21 protein-coding genes are annotated in these 19,823 nt (G+C 48.8%); 15 read left to right on the plus strand and 6 right to left on the minus strand.

The features are described from left to right. Window positions 1–6 precede the first annotated feature (6 nt). The 7 genes from FJQ58_RS24315 to FJQ58_RS24345 all read left to right on the plus strand — a co-directional run bounded on the left by FJQ58_RS24315 (window position 7) and on the right by FJQ58_RS24345 (window position 6,457). Window positions 7–852 (plus strand): sugar phosphate isomerase/epimerase family protein, encoded by an 846-nt coding sequence (locus FJQ58_RS24315; protein ID WP_139997382.1) that lies wholly within the window; start codon window positions 7–9, stop codon window positions 850–852. A 19-nt stretch (window positions 853–871) separates the two neighbouring features. Continuing rightward, window positions 872–1,708, plus strand: a complete 837-nt coding sequence (locus FJQ58_RS24320) for an alpha/beta fold hydrolase (protein WP_139997383.1) — start codon at window positions 872–874, stop codon at window positions 1,706–1,708. Then, window positions 1,698–2,594 (plus strand): sugar phosphate isomerase/epimerase family protein, encoded by an 897-nt coding sequence (locus FJQ58_RS24325; protein ID WP_139997384.1) that lies wholly within the window; start codon window positions 1,698–1,700, stop codon window positions 2,592–2,594. Before FJQ58_RS24320 ends, FJQ58_RS24325 begins: the two co-directional genes overlap by 11 nt. Before the next feature lie 3 nt (window positions 2,595–2,597). Then, a complete protein-coding gene (locus FJQ58_RS24330) occupies window positions 2,598–3,416 on the plus strand; it encodes a sugar phosphate isomerase/epimerase family protein (protein WP_139997385.1) in 819 nt (272 codons plus the stop codon). Window positions 3,417–3,488: 72 nt separating this feature from the next. Continuing rightward, window positions 3,489–4,589 carry a Gfo/Idh/MocA family protein gene (locus FJQ58_RS24335; protein WP_139997386.1) on the plus strand — a complete coding sequence of 367 codons (1,101 nt, stop codon included), beginning with the start codon at window positions 3,489–3,491 and terminating at the stop codon, window positions 4,587–4,589. After that, a complete protein-coding gene (locus FJQ58_RS24340; RefSeq protein WP_139997387.1) occupies window positions 4,589–5,419 on the plus strand; it encodes a sugar phosphate isomerase/epimerase family protein in 831 nt (276 codons plus the stop codon). Before FJQ58_RS24335 ends, FJQ58_RS24340 begins: the two co-directional genes overlap by 1 nt. 141 nt (window positions 5,420–5,560) lie before the next feature. Continuing rightward, entirely contained in the window at window positions 5,561–6,457 is an 897-nt protein-coding gene (locus FJQ58_RS24345; protein WP_139997388.1) for a sugar phosphate isomerase/epimerase family protein, read from the plus strand. Window positions 6,458–6,570: 113 nt separating this feature from the next. Here the strand turns inward: FJQ58_RS24345 and FJQ58_RS24350 are convergent, their stop codons facing one another. The 4 genes from FJQ58_RS24350 to FJQ58_RS24365 form a co-directional block, all read right to left on the minus strand. Then, window positions 6,571–7,824, minus strand: a complete 1,254-nt coding sequence (locus FJQ58_RS24350) for an NAD(P)/FAD-dependent oxidoreductase (protein ID WP_202915322.1) — start codon at window positions 7,822–7,824, stop codon at window positions 6,571–6,573. Between the two features lie 12 nt (window positions 7,825–7,836). Then, entirely contained in the window at window positions 7,837–8,157 is a 321-nt protein-coding gene (locus FJQ58_RS24355; RefSeq protein WP_139997389.1) for a MocE family 2Fe-2S type ferredoxin, read from the minus strand. Window positions 8,158–8,173: 16 nt separating this feature from the next. Beyond that, entirely contained in the window at window positions 8,174–9,277 is a 1,104-nt protein-coding gene (locus tag FJQ58_RS24360; RefSeq protein ID WP_238404320.1) for a fatty acid desaturase family protein, read from the minus strand. Window positions 9,278–9,656: 379 nt separating this feature from the next. Next, a complete protein-coding gene (locus tag FJQ58_RS24365) occupies window positions 9,657–10,472 on the minus strand; it encodes an AraC family transcriptional regulator (protein ID WP_139997391.1) in 816 nt (271 codons plus the stop codon). A 135-nt stretch (window positions 10,473–10,607) separates the two neighbouring features. Here FJQ58_RS24365 and FJQ58_RS24370 point away from each other — a divergent pair, with 135 nt between their 5' ends. Continuing rightward, entirely contained in the window at window positions 10,608–11,411 is an 804-nt protein-coding gene (locus FJQ58_RS24370) for a helix-turn-helix domain-containing protein (protein WP_139997392.1), read from the plus strand. A 31-nt stretch (window positions 11,412–11,442) separates the two neighbouring features. Here the strand turns inward: FJQ58_RS24370 and FJQ58_RS24375 are convergent, their stop codons facing one another. Continuing rightward, window positions 11,443–12,327 carry an arylamine N-acetyltransferase family protein gene (locus FJQ58_RS24375; protein WP_139997393.1) on the minus strand — a complete coding sequence of 295 codons (885 nt, stop codon included), beginning with the start codon at window positions 12,325–12,327 and terminating at the stop codon, window positions 11,443–11,445. A gap of 288 nt (window positions 12,328–12,615) precedes the next feature. On the opposite strand from FJQ58_RS24375, the gene FJQ58_RS24380 reads away from it, so the two are divergent. The 5 genes from FJQ58_RS24380 to FJQ58_RS24400 all read left to right on the plus strand — a co-directional run bounded on the left by FJQ58_RS24380 (window position 12,616) and on the right by FJQ58_RS24400 (window position 16,285). Beyond that, window positions 12,616–12,843, plus strand: a complete 228-nt coding sequence (locus tag FJQ58_RS24380) for a spore coat associated protein CotJA (RefSeq protein ID WP_139997394.1) — start codon at window positions 12,616–12,618, stop codon at window positions 12,841–12,843. Window positions 12,844–12,845: 2 nt separating this feature from the next. Further along, complete coding sequence (locus tag FJQ58_RS24385) at window positions 12,846–13,109, plus strand: spore coat protein CotJB (protein ID WP_139997395.1); 264 nt, start codon at window positions 12,846–12,848, stop codon at window positions 13,107–13,109. Window positions 13,110–13,157: 48 nt separating this feature from the next. After that, window positions 13,158–13,727 carry a manganese catalase family protein gene (locus FJQ58_RS24390; protein WP_139997396.1) on the plus strand — a complete coding sequence of 190 codons (570 nt, stop codon included), beginning with the start codon at window positions 13,158–13,160 and terminating at the stop codon, window positions 13,725–13,727. 654 nt (window positions 13,728–14,381) lie between these two features. Then, the gene (locus tag FJQ58_RS24395; protein ID WP_139997397.1) at window positions 14,382–15,575 is read left to right on the plus strand and encodes a winged helix-turn-helix domain-containing protein; all 1,194 of its coding nucleotides are present in this window, start codon (window positions 14,382–14,384) and stop codon (window positions 15,573–15,575) included. A gap of 245 nt (window positions 15,576–15,820) precedes the next feature. Further along, complete coding sequence (locus tag FJQ58_RS24400; RefSeq protein WP_139997398.1) at window positions 15,821–16,285, plus strand: DinB family protein; 465 nt, start codon at window positions 15,821–15,823, stop codon at window positions 16,283–16,285. A 241-nt stretch (window positions 16,286–16,526) separates the two neighbouring features. On the opposite strand, the gene FJQ58_RS24405 is transcribed toward FJQ58_RS24400, so the two are convergent. Next, window positions 16,527–17,924 carry an MFS transporter gene (locus FJQ58_RS24405; protein WP_238404321.1) on the minus strand — a complete coding sequence of 466 codons (1,398 nt, stop codon included), beginning with the start codon at window positions 17,922–17,924 and terminating at the stop codon, window positions 16,527–16,529. 153 nt (window positions 17,925–18,077) lie between these two features. Between FJQ58_RS24405 and FJQ58_RS24410 the strand changes: the two genes are divergently transcribed. After that, window positions 18,078–18,746, plus strand: coding sequence for a TetR/AcrR family transcriptional regulator (locus FJQ58_RS24410; protein WP_238404323.1), 669 nt, complete (start codon window positions 18,078–18,080; stop codon window positions 18,744–18,746). 412 nt (window positions 18,747–19,158) lie between these two features. Next, a complete protein-coding gene (locus FJQ58_RS24415) occupies window positions 19,159–19,725 on the plus strand; it encodes a helix-turn-helix domain-containing protein (RefSeq protein WP_139997399.1) in 567 nt (188 codons plus the stop codon). Window positions 19,726–19,823: the final 98 nt, after the last annotated feature.

Below are 19,823 nucleotides of genomic sequence, written 5' to 3' on the forward strand. Positions count from 1 at the left end.
CCGGTCATGAAGGTTGGCATGAATCTGTTGTTGTGGACGGATAAGCCAGATCCCATCAAGCATCTGCATTTGCTGCAGGACATTAAGAAATGGGGCTTTGACGGCGTTGAGCTGGCCGTCGATAACATGGACGCTGCGGATGCGAAGGCATTTGGCCTGATTTTGAAGGAGCTGGGGCTTGGAAGCACGGGCATTGCAGCACTTGACGCAGCTGTGGCAGATCCCGCAAGTAGCGACGAGGCGTTAAGAGGACATGCGCTTGAGATTCTGAAGCAAGCAATAAAGAATACACAAATGATTGGCGCTGAGGTGTTGTGCGGCCCCTTGTTTCAAGGGCTTGGGCGCTTCAGCGGGCAAGGCCCGCAGCCCGAGGAATGGGGCTATGCGGTGGAAACGCTGCGCGCCGCGGGCGAGTATGCCGCGGAGCTCGGCATCAAGCTTGCGCTTGAGCCCATCAACCGATTCGAAATGTACCTTGCCAATACGCTGGAGGATGGCGCCCGGTTCGTGGAAGCGGTTGGGCTCTCGAACGTAGGACTGCTCGCCGATACCCATCATGGCAATATCGAAGAGCTGAATGTTCCCGAGGCGTGGCGGAAAGCGGCAAAGCATATTGTTCATGTTCACATCTCGGAGAATAACCGCGGGGTTCCGGGCAGCGGCCATGCGGTGCCTAAGGAAATATTCGACGTGCTGCATGGCATTGGCTATGACGGCTGGTTAACGATTGAAGCTTTCGGCCAACAGGTTCCAGGCCTTATCTCACGGCTGCATCTGTGGCGCGATTACGCTGAGCATCCCGACGATGCGGCACGTCTAGGCGTTCAATATATTAGAAGCCATTTGGCTTAACGAGAGGAGAAATTCACCCATGCCTTTGATTCAGACCAATGGAATTGAGCTGTTTTATGCGGAGCGGGGAGAAGGAGAACCGCTTGTGCTGCTAATGGGGCTAGGAGCCGACGGCAGCCTATGGGAGGAACATGTGCGCGCCTATGAACGGCATTTCCGCTGCATTCTAGTCGATAACCGCGGCGCGGGCGGCTCCTCCCAGCCCATTGGGCCCTATACGACAAAAATAATGGCAGCCGATACGCTCGGCCTGCTTGATGCGCTCGGAATCGAGCGTGCCCATTTCTCCGGCATCTCTATGGGAAGCGCGATTGCCCAGGAAGCGGCATTATCGGCTCCTGACCGAGTGATCAGCCTAACGCTGAATTGCTCCTGGTCGATGTGCGATGCGTATACGAAACGCGTTTTCGAAACGCTCGGCAATGCCTATTCGCTTATGGAGGCGGACGATTTCCAGAAACTGCTGCAGCTTATCATTTATACGCCAGCCTACCATGAGCAGCATTTGTCGGTGCTGGAAACCGCGCAGCAGGCAGCGCTCGCCCATCCCACGCCGATGACGATTCATGCATTCCTGTCACAGTGCGAGGCGTGCATTTCCCATCATACGACGGGAAGGCTCGGAGCGATTACAGCGCCGACGCTCATTACGGTGGGAGATAAGGATATCTTCACGCCGCTGCCTTTGTCGCTAGCTATCGCGGAGGAAATTACGCACGCCGAGAAGCACGTCTTTGTAGGCAGCGGCCACACGCATCACTGGGACCGGCTTGAGGAGTTCAACCGAGTTACGCTCGACTTTATGCTGCGCCACAGGGAAGCCATCCAAGCGAGGAGAGAAGAAGATGAAGCCTAAAATTTCAATCGGATCATGGGCGTTTGCATTCGGTCCTTTTGCAGAAGACCCATGGTCATTTACGCGAATTTTGCAGTATGCCGAGCAGTCCGGTTATGACGGGGTAGAAATGAACGGCTTTGCTCCCCACCCGACACCGGATCTTTATCCAACGGCTGCCAGCCGTCAAGCACTGCTGGAGGAAATCCGGTCTTACGGGCTTGGCATTTCCGGTTATGCGCCGGACTTTACATCAGCGCCGCCGGACCGAAGCGAACCAGCGGTTTATTTGAAACTGATGGAAGGCTATATCGATTTCTGTACTGACCTCGGCATCGATACGATTCGAGTGGATACGGTCAGCCCTCCAGAACAATTGCCAGAGGATGCGTACGAGGACCGTTTTAAAACGCTGGCTTTGACGTGGCGAGCTTCCGCGGAAATGGCTGCGACCAAGAACATGCGCATCGTTTGGGAGTTTGAACCGGGCTTCTGGCTGAATAAGCCTTCTGAAGTGAAGCGGCTCGTGGAAGCGGTCAACCATCCTGCCTTTCTAGTGCTGTTCGATACGAGCCACGCCTATATGAGCGGGGTTGTTGGCGCACGCCAAACGGGCGAGAAGGAGCTGTTATCCGGCGGGATAGTGGAATATGCGAGGCTGTTGGAAGGCCATATCGGACATTTCCATCTGATTGATTCGGATGGGACGCTGCATGATGAAGAAACCAGCACGCATGCTGCTTTTGGAGCGGGAGAAATTGACTTCCAAGCTCTACTGAAGGAGCTAAAGCCGGTGGTGTCAGGCATGGAATGGTGGTGCGTCGATTTCTGCTTCAACGCAGAGGTGGAAGAGTGGGGCCGCCAGGCGGTTCCATTTATACGCAAGGCCATGAAGGAGGCGGAATAAGGCATGGCAATCTCCATTGGTTTCCAAACCTATACGTGGCAAATGTCTTATGAGAAATATGGCGACCAATTGGATCATATTCTCGCGGCGGTAAAGGAAGCGGGCGGTACCGGAATCGAACCGGAGGTGTGCATGCTGGGGCGTTATACGGATGCCCCGGTCGCCTTGCGGGAAGCGCTGGATGGCCAAGGACTTCGCCTTGGCGCGCTTTGCCTTGCTTTGGCGTGGCAGCATCAAGAAGAGACAGCAGAGGAGCGGGCGGAAGCGGATCGCGTGATCGCATATTTGAAGCATTTTCCGAATACGGTACTGACCTTGGTACAGCTTCCGGGCAAGGATCGCAGCGATCTCGTGCGCCGGCAGGCGAATGCGCTGGCTAACATTAATGCGGTTGCGCGCCGCGCTTCAGAACAAGGGATTGCTTGCGCTTATCACCCCAATTCGCCGAGCGGCTCGCTCTTTCGCTTGGAGGAAGATTATAAGGTGCTGCTGAATGGCTTGGATTCGCGGTATTGCGGCTATGTGCCGGATACTGGGCATATTGCCAAAGGCGGCATGGACGTCGAGGCGATCTTCCGGACGTACCGGACGATGATTACGCATGTTCATTTTAAGGATATGAGAGTGTCTGACAGCTCGTGGACGGCACTTGGCCAAGGCTCCATTGACCATGTAGGCATCATGCGGTATCTGAACGAAACCGGTTATGGCGGTTGGGTGATGGTGGAGGAGGAATCCAAGGGCGCCGAAGCGGACCCGGATGGAGTCACCTTGCAAAACGGGATATATATTCGCGAGGTGCTCGAACCATTAGGGAAATAGCCGTTTCGCAGTGCAATTGCTGGGCAAACGACCGTTTTTTTTATCAATCGAACAATTAAAGGAGTGCGAATCATGAAACAGCGTATTTATCTCGTTGGCGCAGGAGCCATTGCCGGCTACCACGTGGAGGCCATTGCCAGACTAACGGAATCTGGGCTTGAGCAGCCTACCGTATTCGTAACCGACGTCAATCTGAGCGCGTTGGCAGCGTTTGTGGAGAGGTATCCTTGGGTGATCCCAGCCGAGCAGCTGACTTCGATGCTGGAAGAGCCCGCAGGGGAAAATGATATTGTGATCGTTGCGACGCCCCCGCTTACGCATGCTGACATCACCTGCCGCGCCTTGCGATCCGGACGGCATGTCTTATGCGAGAAACCTCTTGCCATGAACAGGGAAGAGGCGGAACTTATGCTCCGAACAGCCACGGAGACGGGAAAAATGCTGGGCTGCTGCAGCTCGAGGTTCGCAGGCCTGCAAATAACAGATGAAGTCAAGGCTAAGCTTGGCAAGGGTGAGCTTGGCAAGCTGTATCAGGTGCAGTGGATACAGAGGAGGAAAAGATCGCGTACAGGAATCGAGTACCAGCCGACAAGCCGCTGGTTCTTAAACCGTGCGGTAAGCGGCGGGGGGACTTTGATGGACTGGGGGCCGTATGACATGGCGGGCATGACGGAAGTTCTCCAGCCCGTAAAGGTGGAGGTGCTTCATGCCTGGATGTCGAACCCGGTGACGGGACATCCCCTTGAGGCTGAAATCACGAGCGACGTGGAGCAGCATGTCGGCGCACTGTTGAATTTCCATTTGGCCGATGGCAGCGCGGTTCCGGTTCATTACGAGCGGGCGGCATGCTGCCACGGCGAGGAACGTAGCCTAACCGAAGTCGAAGGAACGGCGGGAGCCCTGCAATGGGATTGGCTCTGCCTGGACGGAAGCGGCGAGCTGGCCGAGTATTATGATGAGGCTGGCGAACCCGCAGAAGGCCGCAGCAGCATTACGAATGCCCCGCTTGGGATGATGGATAAGCCCATCGTTTATTTCTTGCAAGCGGTAGCTGGACAGGCAACGCACGCGATCGTAAACGAGCAGGCTGTATTCAATTTCAGCATTCTGGCTGCTATCTACGAGAGCATTCAGACCGGGGAGAAGCGAGTCGTTACGAAGGAGGGGGCCTAATGAAAAACGTCTATGCCATGGATACTTTTTTCTATAACAGCTTAGGCCATTATCCGTTTGCAGTGCGCTGCGAAATGCTCTCGGAGCTCGGTTATGATGCAGCCTATTTGACCCTTTGGGATGAGCAGGCATGGAAGGATCTGGCGTTGCTTCCGGGCGTGAAGGACACCTACGGGCTAGAGGTTGCGGCTGTATATGCCGTCCTTGACGTTACTTTGCCGAAGGAGCATCCGGACGCGGCTAGAATCGTTGCCATGCTGGAGCAATTGGAGGGCTGCAGCCGGGTGGAGCTTGCGTTAACGATGGGTGACAATCAATACGCACCGTCGGACTCGGCAGGGGACGCTTTGGCACTGGAATGGCTGTCGTATTTGCTTCTTATTGCGGAGCGAAGGAGCATAAAAATCTCGCTCTACCATCATGTCTTCTTCTGGTTGGAGCGCTGGGAGGATGCGCATCGGCTCATCAACCAGCTTCGCCATTCTTTGCTGGGCATAACCTTTAGCTCTTTCCATTGGTATGCGATCGATGGAGCGAGGCTGGATGAAGCGCTGTCCGCTTGTGTCCCTTATCTACATGCGGTCAATGTTTGCGGAAGCCGAAAGCTGCCTCCCGGCGGCTTGCCGGCCTCTATTGAAAGCATTGACCAAGGCGAGCTAGATGTGTTCAGCTTTATGGCTGCGCTGAAGAAGCATGGTTATGACGGATGCATTGGCTTCCAAGGTTACGGAATGGGCGGAGATCCCTTTCATCATTTAGAGAAGAACATTCAGGCACTCAGCAAGATTGAGCAGCGCCTCGTGAAGCATCCGAGCTGGTCGTTGCTATAAGCAGGCTATTATAAGCTTTTATATGTTTTAGCGAATAAAGAGTCTTATATTTCTACGAGAAACGGATTCGCTTTTCTTAATAAAGGAAGCCGAAGCCGTTTCTTCTTGTTTTTTGTATGGATAAGAAAAGAGGGTATGAGAATGAATATAAGAAACGCGGTTAATGATGGTACTTTTGCCGCACCTAGGCTGGAGCTGCAGCAATCCTGGTGGGCTATGGGGCAGCTTGGAGAGCATGGCAAGGAATGGACGATGGAGCAGAAATTCGAAAAAATCGCAGAAGCGGGCTATGCGGCGATTAGCGCCGCCGTGCCGCCGCCGGAAGAAAGGCAGGAGTGGCATCGCCTGCTGGATCGTTATAAGCTTGGGTTTAACGCTATTGCTTTCCCGTCGAGGGTGGAAGATATCGTACGGAGCATGGAGGAAGCGAGCCAATTTGGTTCTGTGCAATATATGAATTTGCAGGTCATGGACGGATTCGTCATTGATCAGCAGGCGACCGAGCTGCTGTCCGGTTTGCTGTCGAGAGCGAAGGAGGCTGGCATGCCGACCTTTATTGAGACGCACCGCGGGACTCTCACGCAGGACCTTATCCGAACGGCTGCCTATGTTCGCGAGCTCCCGGAGCTTCGCTTGATGATTGATTTGTCCCATTACGTCGTAGCGGGTGAGCTGAACGGCTCGCTTGCGCGCGCGGAGGAATATTTTGCTGTGCTGCTGGAGCGCACCGCGGGCATTCATGCCCGCGTATCGAACGGCGAGCAAGTCCAAATTGATGTCGGGCCCGAAGGCGATCATCCGATGCTGCCGCATTTTGAACGCTGGTGGCGCACAGGAATGAGAAGCTGGCTTCGGCAAGCACAGCCTGGCGACGTATTGCCCTTTGTAACAGAGCTAGGTCCTCCAGGCTATTATGCGATTACCCAAAGGTCAGCTGAGGGGAACGAAATGGAAATTTCGGATCGCTGGCAGCAGGCGTTATTGTTCAAGCGATTGGCTGAGGCGCAGTGGCAGCAGGCGCTTAGCGAGGAGGAATAAAGCGAGGGTAACAGCAGACACACAAAAGGCTGAACAGACATGGCTTCTCTGTTCAGCCTTTTGCATAGGTGGATATATGTTAGAAGTAACGGCAAACGGTGAGCCCGTCCGATTTAGGACCGAAGCAGCGCTTTTAATTTAAGCTCCGGTTGTGTTAGGACTTCCGCGTCGAGAACCGCCTGAGAGGCAATAATCATTTCGGCTAGCCGTATATCCTTGGCTATGCCGGGACCGCCGATGCCGCTAGCTGCCGCGAGTCTATTCTCAGCCGTTAAATGGAAGTACAGGTCGCCTTTGTCGCCGAGGCTGCGATGAACGGTCGTTGTGCCGGCATCGGGCAAGCCAGCGACTTGCAGAGTCAGGTCGTATTGGTCTGACCAGAACCAAGGGACTGCCGCATAAGCAGCCGCAGCACCAAGCATGCTTCCTGCGGCATGCGTGCCTTGGTCCTGGGCGTTGCGCCAAGCCTCTAGGCGAATTCGCCTGCCGCCATAAAGCGGATGAGGGAAGGAGCAGCAATCGCCGGCTGCAAAAATATCCGGATCGCTCGTTGCCAACCTCTCATCAACGAGAATGCCGTTCTCGACGGCTAGTCCGCTCTCGGAAGCTAGGGCTGTTTCGGGAATGGCTCCTATCCCTGCCACGATCGTATCGCACGCTAATGAATCGCCGTTACCGAAGCGGATGAGGTACTCTTCCCTGCTGCTCGACATTCCGGCAATCGCGCTGCCAAGCTTGAACTGTACGCCAGCCGATTGATGGCGAGCAGCGACAATGCCAGCAATTGCTTCGGGAACGCCTCTCATCAGAATGCGCGGACCTGCTTCGATAACGGTAACTGCACAGCCGCGTGCTCTTGCACTGGCTGCCACTTCAAGGCCGATAAAGCCCCCGCCAATGACGGCTATTCTTTTTCCAGGCTGCAAATGTTCGCGAAGTGAGACGGCATCGCCATAGGTACGAAGATAAAACACGCCAGTCCATGCTAGCGGGCTGTCGGACCCGGGCTGGGGGCTAGCAAGCTTTCTGGGCTGAGCGCCGGTTGCGAGCAGAAGGCGCTCATAAGTAAGGCTGCTGCCATCGTTTAACGTAATCCTATGGTTCCTCGTATCGATGGCAACGGCTTTGCATGCTTTCCGCAGCTCGATGCGCTGTTCTGCCGCGTGCTCTGCAAGGAGGATTGAGGCAGGAGAAGGTTGATCTTCCTCCTGCAGCATTTGCTTGGATAAGGGGGGGCGCTCGTAGGGCGCATGCGCTTCTTCGCCGATAAGCGTAATCCTGCCCGCCCAGCCCAAGCTGCGGAGCTCAGCGGCGGCGCGTGCGCCCGTTTCGCCGGCTCCAATGATGATCATGCCGTGGTCTGACAAATCGACGCCTCCTTAATTGATTCGGATCCAGATATGACCGGATTCCTGTTTGAGCGGATAGGTTTTGAGCGCTTGGCAGACGGGAGCACGCTTGGCTTCACCTGTCGTGTAATCGAACCGTCCGTTATGCTTCGGGCATTCAATATAATTGCCCATAACGAGGCCGTCCGCCAAATGGAATTTCTCATGCGTGCAGTAGCCGTCCGTGGCAAAATATTCATTTTTCGCGGAACGGTAAATCGCAAAGGTCCGATCTTCATAGTCGAATCGGATGACATCCTCTTCCTCAATATCTTCTTCTTCACAGGCGGCAATCCAGCCTTCGTATGCCATACGGGCACCTCTTTTCTTAGGATGGTTTGTATTCGATACCGCTTCCGTTTTCATTGCTTGGGCCATAGGCGTAAGGGCGGGCCGTCGCTGGAAGCGTTCTTAAAATGGTATAGGAAGGGTCTTTACGCTGCCGATTGAGTGCCGAGAATACCTCTTTAAGCGCCGCTCCAAGGCTCGGCGATGGCTTGGGACAATCATGCTTCATTTCCTCATGCAGCTTAGGCAGGGCATGATACGGGACCATCGGGAACATGTGGTGTTCGATATGGTAATTCATGTTCCAATACAAGAAACGAAGAACCGGATTCATATAGGTGGTACGAGTATTGAGGCGATGGTCCAGCACATCCTCGTAGAGCCCGAGATGCTGGGACAGGCCGGTCATGAGCACAAGGAAGCTTCCGAAGAAGGAAGGCAGGACAATAAACATCGCTGGAAGAATGCTGCCTTTATAGATACACGCTGTAATGACAAGGAGAAAAATCAGCATGTATACTCGGGATTCCATACAGGTTTTGCGTATTTCCGAGGAAGGAATATATTCCTTCTCCTCAGCGTCGAGCTTGCCAAAGCAATGCAGGAGCATTCGTTTTAAATCCTTCGGCCCGCCATACAGCTTGAAAAATTCCATTACGATGACATACCAGACCGGCGGGCGCGGGGCAACGATTTCCGGATCCCTGCCTACGATAATCGTGTCGGTATGGTGCCTGGAATGGCTCCATCTCCAAGGCGTAGCCGGCCTCAAAATCATAAACGAAGCAATTTGGTAGACGGCTTCGTTCATCCAGGACGTTTTGAATGCGGTGCCATGTCCGCATTCATGCCAGCGCGAATCGGCGGGTGAAGCGTAAAGCACCCCATATAGAGCAAATGCCGGGAGGGCCCACCAGGTTCCCCAAGAGAAGTAAGCCAAAAAGCCGGCAGCGGCAAGCGCAGCGAACCAAATAATCGTATCCCGGATGGCGGGGCCATCCTTGCGCTTCATCAGCTCCTTCAGCTTGGAGCGGGGGATGGGGGTGAGGTACCATTCTGCTGCGACCAGCCCCTTTTGCTGTGCCAATTCGCTCTCGGGCCCGGTCAAGCTATAGTCCCGTTTATGTCTTGTTGTGGTCGGCAAGAGCTCTTCCTCCTTCATTAGATGTTTATATGGATCGTACACAATCCGGAAGAGCTAAACAATGCGTGCAATTGATGTTTTTTTATCTGTAATTGATATTATAAAGAAATATAGAATATAGGTATTTTTAGGGTGAAATAAATTGTAGGAAAGCAGGCTCTCCTGTATATGGGGGATGGTTAAGCGGTTAACTTTATCGTTTTCTCACGATTTGGATAATTAAAAGAGAAATAGCTATCAAAGATCAGTGAAAAAGGAAGGGGAGATGTGGGGTGTAAAATCATCTGAATGTGTCTATTGGTGGCGTCAAAAAATAGCATGGTCAGCATGTAAAAACAGCAGCCCAGGAATGGCGTATTCCCAAGGGCTGCTGCTTGCTTTATGATTTTCGCATGCCGCTCCAAGATAAGCGTCTAATTTCCGATGCGGTTCTTCCGGTTATTTGCTTGATCATTCTGGCAAAATGATGCGAGGTTTTAAAGCCGCAACGGTGGGCGATCTCTGTGACGTTTAGGCCTGTGCTGGTTAACAGCTCGACCGCCCGATCAATGCGATAGCTCCATAAATAAGCAATTGGCGTCGTTTGCTCATACTGTTTAAACAGCCTGACCAGATGCTCAGGAGATAAGCCGACGCGGGCCGCTAGCTCAGCTAGCGTCAATTCGTCCATGTAATGCTCATAGATTTGGGATAATACCTGATAAATGGCCGGATGCTTCTCTTTCTCAAGCAGCGCTCTTCTGGATTCCGTAGGATAAAGATATAACGCGGCTAATCCAAGGCTAATCATAGCGGGATCGTCTACTGAAGCGTAGCGCTGCATGTTCAGCATCAGATCGAGCAGCCGGTTCATTTCTTCCGTAAGCGGCAGGTATTCTGGAAGTTGGCCAAGGAGCTGGGTTGCCTCTTCGGGTAGCTTGTTAATATGTACGGCAATCCAGCGATGCCAAGTCTCCTCGGATCTGGAGAACGTAAAGTTTTCTTCGCAGCCGGGTTTGAGCAGCACAACATGGCCCGGGCCGATGCTGACCATTCTCCCGTTAATTTCAACGTTCATCTCTCCAGTGTAGAGCATAACTAGCTGAACATCCTGCTGAATGCGAGGGCCGAGTCGACCTCCTGGCGGATACACGATTGAGCCGGCGGTAGCATGGCCAATGTCCTGAATAGAGAGGTTGAGCGGTAGGCTGGACATCGTATTCACCTCAAGGAATCATAATAAGGAACTAGCCGCATTATATCAATGATAGGCACAAAATCGCAACATAAAGCCATTGCCACCGCAGGAGCTGCGCAGTATGCTGGTGTAAAAGGCAAAGGAGCCGCATCTATGACTGATTACGATAGCTTTCAAAATTATACTTCACCGACATATGGGACGATCTTTGCCGGACATTTTAATGAATCGGACCGATATATGACTACTCGTCCTGCGGGAATGACGGATTGGCTCCTTGCCTATACGCTAGAGGGCAACGGCTACTTTCGAACTCCGGCGGGAGAAGAGAGCTGCTCCGCAGGTGATCTTGTGCTGCTGCGCAGCGGCGTGCCTCACCAATACGGGACAGTAGCAGGCAGCCACTGGAATTTCATCTGGGCACATTTTCCGGGCATGATTGAAACTAATTATTTGCCTGAACAAGAGCTTATTATTCAGAGTGTCGGTAAAGCCCAAATGCAGAAGCGGGTTTATCAGGCGCTAAAAAATATTATCCAAGATTCGCGGGAACAGCGGTCCTTCTGGCTGCCGATATGCGAGAATGAAATTCGCGGCATCTTATTGCTAATGGCAGAGCGGGGCAGGCGCAAAGGCGATCCACGAGTAGAGGAAACCTTGCATTATTTGTCCAAGCATATGAGAGAAACCATTCGAATTGAGGACATTGCCGAATCCGTCGGGTTATCGAGTTCCAGATTGTCGCATTTATTCAAGGAAGAAACGGGCTCGACGATTGTGGAGACGGTCAATGCGATGCGAATCCGGCAGGCTGCCTTGCACATTCGGAACTTTGGCCGGACAGCCTCCGAATCCGCCTATGACGTCGGGTTTCACAACTATAACCATTTTGCCGCGTTATTCCGGCAGCAGATGGGCATGAGCCCTAGGGAATACGCCAAGCTTCCGATTAGCTAAATAGCAGGGGGTGCCCAACCGAAGGATGAGCTTAAGCGTTACTAACCGCGCCGGCTGTAGATCTCTTCCAATCCTCATGCGCAGCCTGTACACGCGACCAAAGCTCATCTTTCTCCGCGCTGCTGTAGTTCAGCAATTTCTCTCCAAAATGATCAGCCAGCGCTTCTAGCCACAAGGATTTTGTATGGAGCTCCGTCTTGTGAACGCCGTTCTGATCATATTTCTTCAACACACAGCCACGAATCTCTGCGCCTTCAGCGGCGCTTCTATTCCGAATCAGAAACAGATCAAACCAAGGGGACTCGGGTGCCCGGCTATAAAAGTCGTGCTTCGGCTTGAATTCCTCCAAATCCGCTACAGCCTTGGGATCAAAATCCACTCCCGTGAAGGAAGCCTTCGGATCATGCTCCAGCCGCCAACCCCCTTCGGCAATGCCGGAAGCCGTTACTTTGTAAACGAACGGGGCTTGCGTGTACTCGCCATATTGAAGCGGGAGCGGTTCAAACGGCATATCTCCGAGACCGGCATCGATAATCCAGGTTTCTTCCTCCAGTTGTTCATTAAGCAGTCTGACGGTAAGCCCGAGATGGAACGAGTTAATGCGCGGCTCTGCTCCCAATGGCTGGACCCCGGCGCGATGCAGCGAAACTTTATATCCGAGTGATCGGAGAAGTATGCTAAACGCTCCGTTAAGGTGGAAACAGTAACCGCTTCGGCCGCCCAGAACAAGCGCGATGGATTGACTATAGTCAATGGATGCCGGTTTGCGGGCAAAGATGTCAATCGTTTGCCACGAGAGTGTTTGAATGTGGGCCTTATGAAGCTCGAATAAATAAGCCTTCGATGGAGCTTTGATTTCGGCGATTCCGATTCTAACGAGATAAGCTTTGATTTCATCCTTGGACATGATGTACATAACGAGCACCTCTTTTTATAAAGATATGAATGTATAAGTATGTTAGGTTATATAGGGTTTATATTTCACCGTTAAAGCTACTTTAGCGTCTTAAAGGACGCCGAAGGCGTTTTTGCTTGTCAAAAATGAATTGGGTTTCTTGTTATCATCGTATAGGAGATGAGCGCGGGCCACAATGAATAAAAGTGTCATCTGTACCGATACAGATATACTTTACCTCATTTTAATGCATGCTAGCCAAGTCTAGAGGCATATACATCCTTGAAGAACGTTATGAGGGGAGACCGCATGGAAAATAATCAGATTCGCTATTATAAGCCTTTTGTTGGCCCATTTGATCCCTGTCCGCCTATCCGCCTGAAGAGCTTCAGCACCCCGCCGCAATTATTTATCCCCTTTCAGCCTCCGAATCTGCCGCAGTTCTCGCCCATTGAAGCGCTTAAGTACGGAACGCTCTGGCCTTCGTTATTTAGTCCTTATGATTCGAAAAATACGAGACAGGAAGCGGGTGATTAACGATGTCCGCTGTGTTAAACGAGGACTATTACAAGCTGCTTCATGAGCTTCAGGCGATTGATTTTGTTCTGGTTGAATTAAATTTATATTTGGATACCCACCCGAATGACACCAATGCCATACAGCAATATAATCATTGCGCGGAGATCAGGCACCAGATTGCTTACCAATATGAGACAAAATATGGCCCTTTGAAGCATTTTGGCCAAAGCCTGTCGGGTGTACCGTGGTCTTGGAATGAGTCGCCTTGGCCTTGGCAGGTATGATGACGGAGCTGGCTCTGGCTGCTGAATACGGTGGAGGAGGTGTCGTGCATGTGGGTGTATGAGAAAAAGCTGCAATATCCCGTACGCGTCAGCAAATGCGATCCTTTAATGGCAAAATTCCTTATGGAGCAGTATGGCGGCGCCGACGGCGAGCTTGCTGCGGCGCTTCGCTATTTAAACCAGCGCTATACGATTCCAGATAAAGTTATTGGACTACTTACGGATATCGGAACAGAGGAATTTGCTCACCTAGAGATGATCGCCACCATGATCTACAAGCTGACAAAGGATGCAACACCTGAGCAATTAAAAAAAGCCGGGCTTGGCGCACATTACGTCGCCCACGACAGCGCTTTGTTCTATGAGAACGCAGGCGGCGTTCCGTGGACGGCTGCGTATATTCAAGCCAAAGGCGATCCGATTGCGGATCTGTATGAGGATATTGCAGCGGAGGAGAAAGCTCGCGCTACATATCAGTGGTTGATTGACCTGACAGACGATGTGGATTTGCAGGACAGCTTGAAGTTCCTGCGGGAGCGCGAGATCGTGCATTCGCTGCGGTTTCGGGAAGCGGTGGAAATCCTTAAGGAAAAACGGGATGAGAAGATCTTTTATTAGAGGGAACCTCTCTGCAGGGTGCTGCGGGGAGGTTTTTTTGTTTATTCATGTTATTAAGCTCCCTCGGTACAATACATTTTTCTCACGAATGCTCGCTTAGTCGCATGATTTCTCCGATAGATAAATCGTTATTCGGAAAGAAGAGAAATGAAAAGTATTTTTAACTTCCGGGGAACACCTAGATCGTGCATCTATATACCTCGCTAACCTGTTTGGTGGTATTCTCAAGGTTAGCGGAAATAGAGTAGCATTTTTTAATTAAGAACAAATGTTCTCGTTTTTCTTTTCTTTTGAGCAAATATTTTGTATGATAAAAGAGTAGTGAATGATAGAGGAAATCACCGCGGCCAAATGATGCTGCTATTACGTCAAGCAGGCTTATCAGTAACGCCTATGATGGATCCAACAAAATAAATGCAATAACGAAAAGATGTCTTCCTTGGTAGTGACTCCTTAAAGTTAGAGTTTTTATTATACGGCTGATTGGTTGGCTTGAGTTCGATATTGCATGGGACTCAAGCCAGCCAATAAAAAGTACAAGAAACATCCTCAGCAAGTACGTGAAATAAATTTTCCTCCACGCCTTCTTTTTTTTCCTCCAGCCTCCCACTGTAATATAATAAAAAACTAAACTAGAGGTAGGTGAGAACAAACATGATTCAATTAACAAACCGCCAGGCACGGCAATTTCTGTTGTTGAAGCATGGGCTTTTGGGCAAATATAAATTTAGCGGGAAGCAGGGCGTATTGGATTTTGCTCGGCAGGTCAACTGTATTCAATACGACCCCATCGATGTTTGCGGAAAAAACGCCGAATTGGTGCTACAGTCGCGAATTAAGGGGTTTACCAAGGGAATGCTCGCCGAGTTGCTTTATGAAGATAGAAGTCTTGTCGATTATCCCGACAAGAACCTGGCCATTATCCCTGTCGAGGATTGGCCGTATTTTGAGCGATACAGGCAAGCCGCAAGGCAACATGCCGAACGCTATCCCGAAATGGAAGCGTTGACAGCGCAAGTACGGGCTCATATCCAAAATCACGGTGCGCTAAGTTCGAATGATTTAAAATTGGATGGAGATTTCTCTTGGCAATCGGTCATCCATTGGAGCGGTGGAAACAATTCATCTCGATCGGTGCTGGAACAGATGTATTCGACGGGTGAGTTGATTATCCATCATAAAAAAGGAACGCGTAAATATTACGATATCGCCAAGAATTACATACAGCCAAATCTACTGAATGCATCAGAGCCGTTGGAGGATGAGCTTGAGCATCATAAGTGGCGGGTACTTCGTCGAATTAGCTCTGTTGGTCTCTTATGGAATCGTGCGTCAGATGCATGGCTGAACATATGGGGGTTGAAAGCAGCACAGCGTAACGAAGTTTTCCGCCAGCTATTAAACGAAGCTTGCATTGTTGCTGTTGCCGTGGAACAGATGAAGGATATGCTGTACTGCCTCGCGGAGGATTTACCGCTTATTGAAGCCGTTCTGCAAAATCAGGAGCCGAAATTGCGTTGCGAGCTTATTGCCCCGCTAGATAATTTCATATGGGACAGAAAACTTATCAACGAATTGTTTGACTTCGATTACACCTGGGAGATTTACACTCCTGCAATCAAACGAAAATTCGGCTATTATGTACTGCCTCTATTATATGGAGAGAGCTTCATTGGGCGAGCCGAGATCATTGCGGAGCGAAAAACTGGAACTCTCGTTGTTAAAAACATCTGGTACGAGAACGGTGTGAAGCAAACAACACAATTGCGAACAGCCTTGAACAGTTGTTTCCAAAAGTTTGCGTTATTCAACGGGTGTGAGACGATTTCGGCAGATTCTATGAACTGATATTTCTTGTAATTGTATAGAGATAATAAAGTTGTTTAATTCGTTGCCGAATCTTCAACTTTTGCCCCTTAACCTGATCGGCTGCCTCGTTATGCTAACTGGCACTAGAGCGTGGCGGAATGTTGTTTGAATGAAGTGTGCTTTATCGTAGAAACGGGCGGTTATCCTCCACGGTAGGATATGTTAAATATGGTCATGATTATGCAGTGTAGCAACCATAATATTTTCAAAGGGGAGAATGAGGTATGGTTAATTATCTTTTTAAACAATTACGATTTGTTCGAGGTAATACAATAAAACTGGTTGACGGGATTAGCGAGGAAGAGACACGCACTGTACCAAGAGGTTTTAACAACAATATTCTGTGGAATCTGGGGCACATTCTTCTTGTTCATGAGAAGTTTTCTTTTGCGTTAACGAATGAAAAGATGGATTTGCCTAAGCATATTGCAGAATTGTTTGCTCCTGGGACTAAGCCGGAAAGCTGGGGAACGCAAGTCCCTAGCTTGGATGAAATTGCTGTTTTACTATCTAAGCAAATCGATCGGATTAAGCAAATCTTGGAGCACAGGCTAGAAGACAATCTAGAGAAGCCATTTGTTACTTCGGCTGGTCTTGAACTATTGACCGTTAAGGAGTGTCTTAGTTTTTGTTTGTATCATGAAGGCATGCATTTTGCAACGATTAAAGCCATTAAACAGCAAATGTAGAATCATGAGACTCCGATCAATATAATAAGTTTCGCCAGAGCACGTCAAAATCGCTCAACCATGGAACAAAGGACATTCAACTAACGGAGAACGATAGTTCAAGCTCAATAAGGTTTGAAATAAGAGTTAGTCCCTCTGTAACTTTCCACTTGAAAGAATAGAAAGAGGACGATTTTCCGTTCAAGTAACGAATGGAAAATCGTCTTATTTGCAATACTTTATATGAAGCAGCTTTCAGGGCTTATTCTTTAACTGCGCTGCGTTTTGGGTGAAACCAGAATAGCACGACTACCAGGGAAGCTGCGATAAATATTGCTGAACCCATTAGGGCTGCAGAAGTAGCGTGAGCAAATTGCTGCTTTAAAGGTAATGCTGCTGATCTGTTAGCTGCTTCAAAGACAGTAATAAGAACTGCTATACCCAACGAACTTCCTGTTTGATGGGCAACGTTGATAAGACCAGAAGCTGCGCCTGAATCACGTGAATCTACGCTAGATAGTCCAATCGTTGTAAATGGAAGAAAAACCATTCCAGAGCCGATACCCATGACCATCAACGGCAGAAATATTTGTGGGAAAAAATGTGTATCTATTGATAACTGGCTTAGCCAGCTAGTACCCATTACCGCAATTATTAGACCGACGACCAGCACCCTTATATTTCCAACCCGCGATATTAGCCATGGCATAAGATACATCATCCCAAATTGAACAGCTGTGAAAGGCAGAAATGCCAGCCCGGATTCAAAGGAAGTGAAACCAAGCACGTTCTGCAAAAATTGCGGTATAAAGAAAAATACAGAAAAATTGCCGCATACAAGCAAGAATCTCCCGAGGTAGGCACCCGACCGTTGGCGGCTAGCAAACAGACGCAACGGTGTAATCGGTTGTTTCGCGCGAGCCTCGATAAACACGAATGCCACTAACAATACAACTCCAATGATAAGTGAAAGTATGGTCTCCATTTTTGCCCATCCATTAGCTGCTGCCTGAACAAAACCATATACCAGTGCGGTTATTCCAAATACGGAAGTCAATGCTCCCATTAAATCAAAATGCCCTGTATTTTTCTCCGTTTCCGGCAAAAAACGTGGAACCATGAAGAGTAGAGCAATTCCAATAGGGACGTTAAGAAACATTCCTACCCGCCACGAAACTAGATCGGTTAGAATTCCGCCAAGAATGAGGCCGATACTGCCGCCTGCTCCTGCTACAGCACTGTATAACGCGATTGCTTTGGTGCGTTCTTTCGGTTCCACAAAGGTCACCGACAATAATGCGAGTGTGGAGGGGGTCGCAATCGCTGCAGCAAGGCCTTGCCATGCACGGGCAATGAACAAAAATTCAGCTGATTGTGCTATACCAACCAATATAGAGGCCAATGTAAACAAAGCAATCCCAATGCTAAACATTCTCCTTCGTCCCCAAATATCCCCCGCCCGTGCACCAAGCAGCATGAGTCCGCCAAAAGCTAGTATATAGGCATTTTGCACCCAGCTTAAATGGGCTGTAGTCAGATTAAGGGTGCGGCCAATCTCAGGCAAAGCCGTTACCATGATGGAAGCGTCGAGTACAACCATAAGCTGGCATGCAATGATAATGGTTAATATGATTTGTTTAGACTTACTGATAATAATCATCCTTTCCATTGAGGTTCAAGTTGTTGATAAGGATCATAGCATACATATTATTTAGAGTATACACTTTTTATCTATTTTGTCTATTTTGTTTTTGTTGTCTTTTTGTTGTAAAATTACGTATAATGAGTAAAAGCGTTTGCAGGAGGTTATCCAATGAATATGATCCTTGAGAGCCAGCAGGATAAAGCAAGACATAAATTGCTTAAAAAAATAATTTCATCTGTCATGAAGGATGGTTTCCAGCATTTGCGCATGGATGACATTGCCAAGAACATGGTCGTAAGCAGAGCTACCATGTACAAGTACTTTTCTTCAAAAGAAGAGGTGATTGAAGGTGTTGTACGCATTATTATAGATTATTTGGAAAAGATGGAAGGTCAGACGAAGGAAGACGACGAAAAAGTGTTCGGAATCTGGTTTCAGAAATTATTTGAACAGTCAGTTAATCTTGTTGGCAAAATTACAGATGTTTTTCTTAAGGATCTTCAAGCGGTTTACCCCGATTTATACGATAATCTGAAAAGCACTTTGAATAAACGTGAAAAAATGACCTTAGAATTTTACCAAGACGGAAAAGAAAAAGGCATTTTTAATATGATAAATGAAAAATTTATTTTGCTTCAGGACGATATACTGCTCAGAGAAATTATTGATATAAAGTATTTGCTTTATAATCAGATGTCCATTGAACAAGTTCTCTATGACTACTATCAGTTTAAAAAAATTCAGTTATTCAAAGCGGAAAAGCTGTCCATCGTTGACGATTCAAATATTAATCCGGTCATAGAACATCTTGTTGAGAAATTTAACCGTACGCTGTAATCCAAACAATATATGGTAGAATATGAGAATGTCTTTGCTGGGAATACATCTTTTCAGATCGGGGAGGACCTACTGATACTGCTTCCGAATTGCGAGAGTGGATAAAACTTACAAAGAAATTCAAGAATATTAATCACTTTCAAGAGGTTTGCGAAAATTGTGAGCATAAACAAGGGTAATTGTACCCTTGAAGGCGGAAAAAAAACGGGATGAGAAGATTTTTTATTAGGGGAACCTCTCAGCAGGATGCTGCTGTTTTTTTGTATGCCTACTCATGTTATTAAGCTATCGGCAGAATAGTCACCTAGACTTAAGAATTTAGCATAGGAGTGTAGTCCACCTAATTGTATGGAAAAGAGTCTAGATAAACAGTATACTAGCAATAATTGTTTTTTGTTGAGGTGAATATCAAATGAATGAAATCGATGAATCAAAACAGCTTGTTTTACAAATCGGCGGAGCCTTGAAAAAGTACAGAAAAGAAAAAAACATGAGCTTAGACGAATTAGCGGAATTAACGGGTGTAAGCAAACTTACTCTGGGGAATATCGAACGTGGTGATACAAATCCAACTTTGGCGATTATATGGAAAATTTCAAAAGGCATGTCTTTACCGCTATTGGCTTTGTTGAAATCAGAAGACCCTGTTAGTTTGTATCGGGCAGGCGAAGGACTGCGGTTTTCTAACGATCAAAAAAATTGGATTATTGAACCAGTCTTTAAAAACACAAGCAACGATATTGAAATGTGTCGGGCTTACTTACAGCCGAATAGCTCTTATCACCCTGAAGGTCATCATGCGGATACAACTGAAATTGCGACAGTCATGACTGGTTCCATTGAAATTCAAGTCAATGGAGAGGTTTACACATTGAATCAATATGATACGATCAGTTTTCGTGCTGATTGTCCTCACTCTTATACCAATCACACGAATAGCGAAACAGTGCTCCATATATCCTTAAAGTATGGTTTCTGAAAATAGGAAATTTAACTCAATTCATACAACTCCGAATTCCATGACGGGAATTAAGAGTTGTATTTTTGTTTTCAATCGATTTAAAGTATATTATACAA

The organism is Paenibacillus paridis (genome assembly GCF_006345825.1).
Lineage (GTDB): Bacteria > Bacillota > Bacilli > Paenibacillales > Paenibacillaceae > Pristimantibacillus > Pristimantibacillus paridis.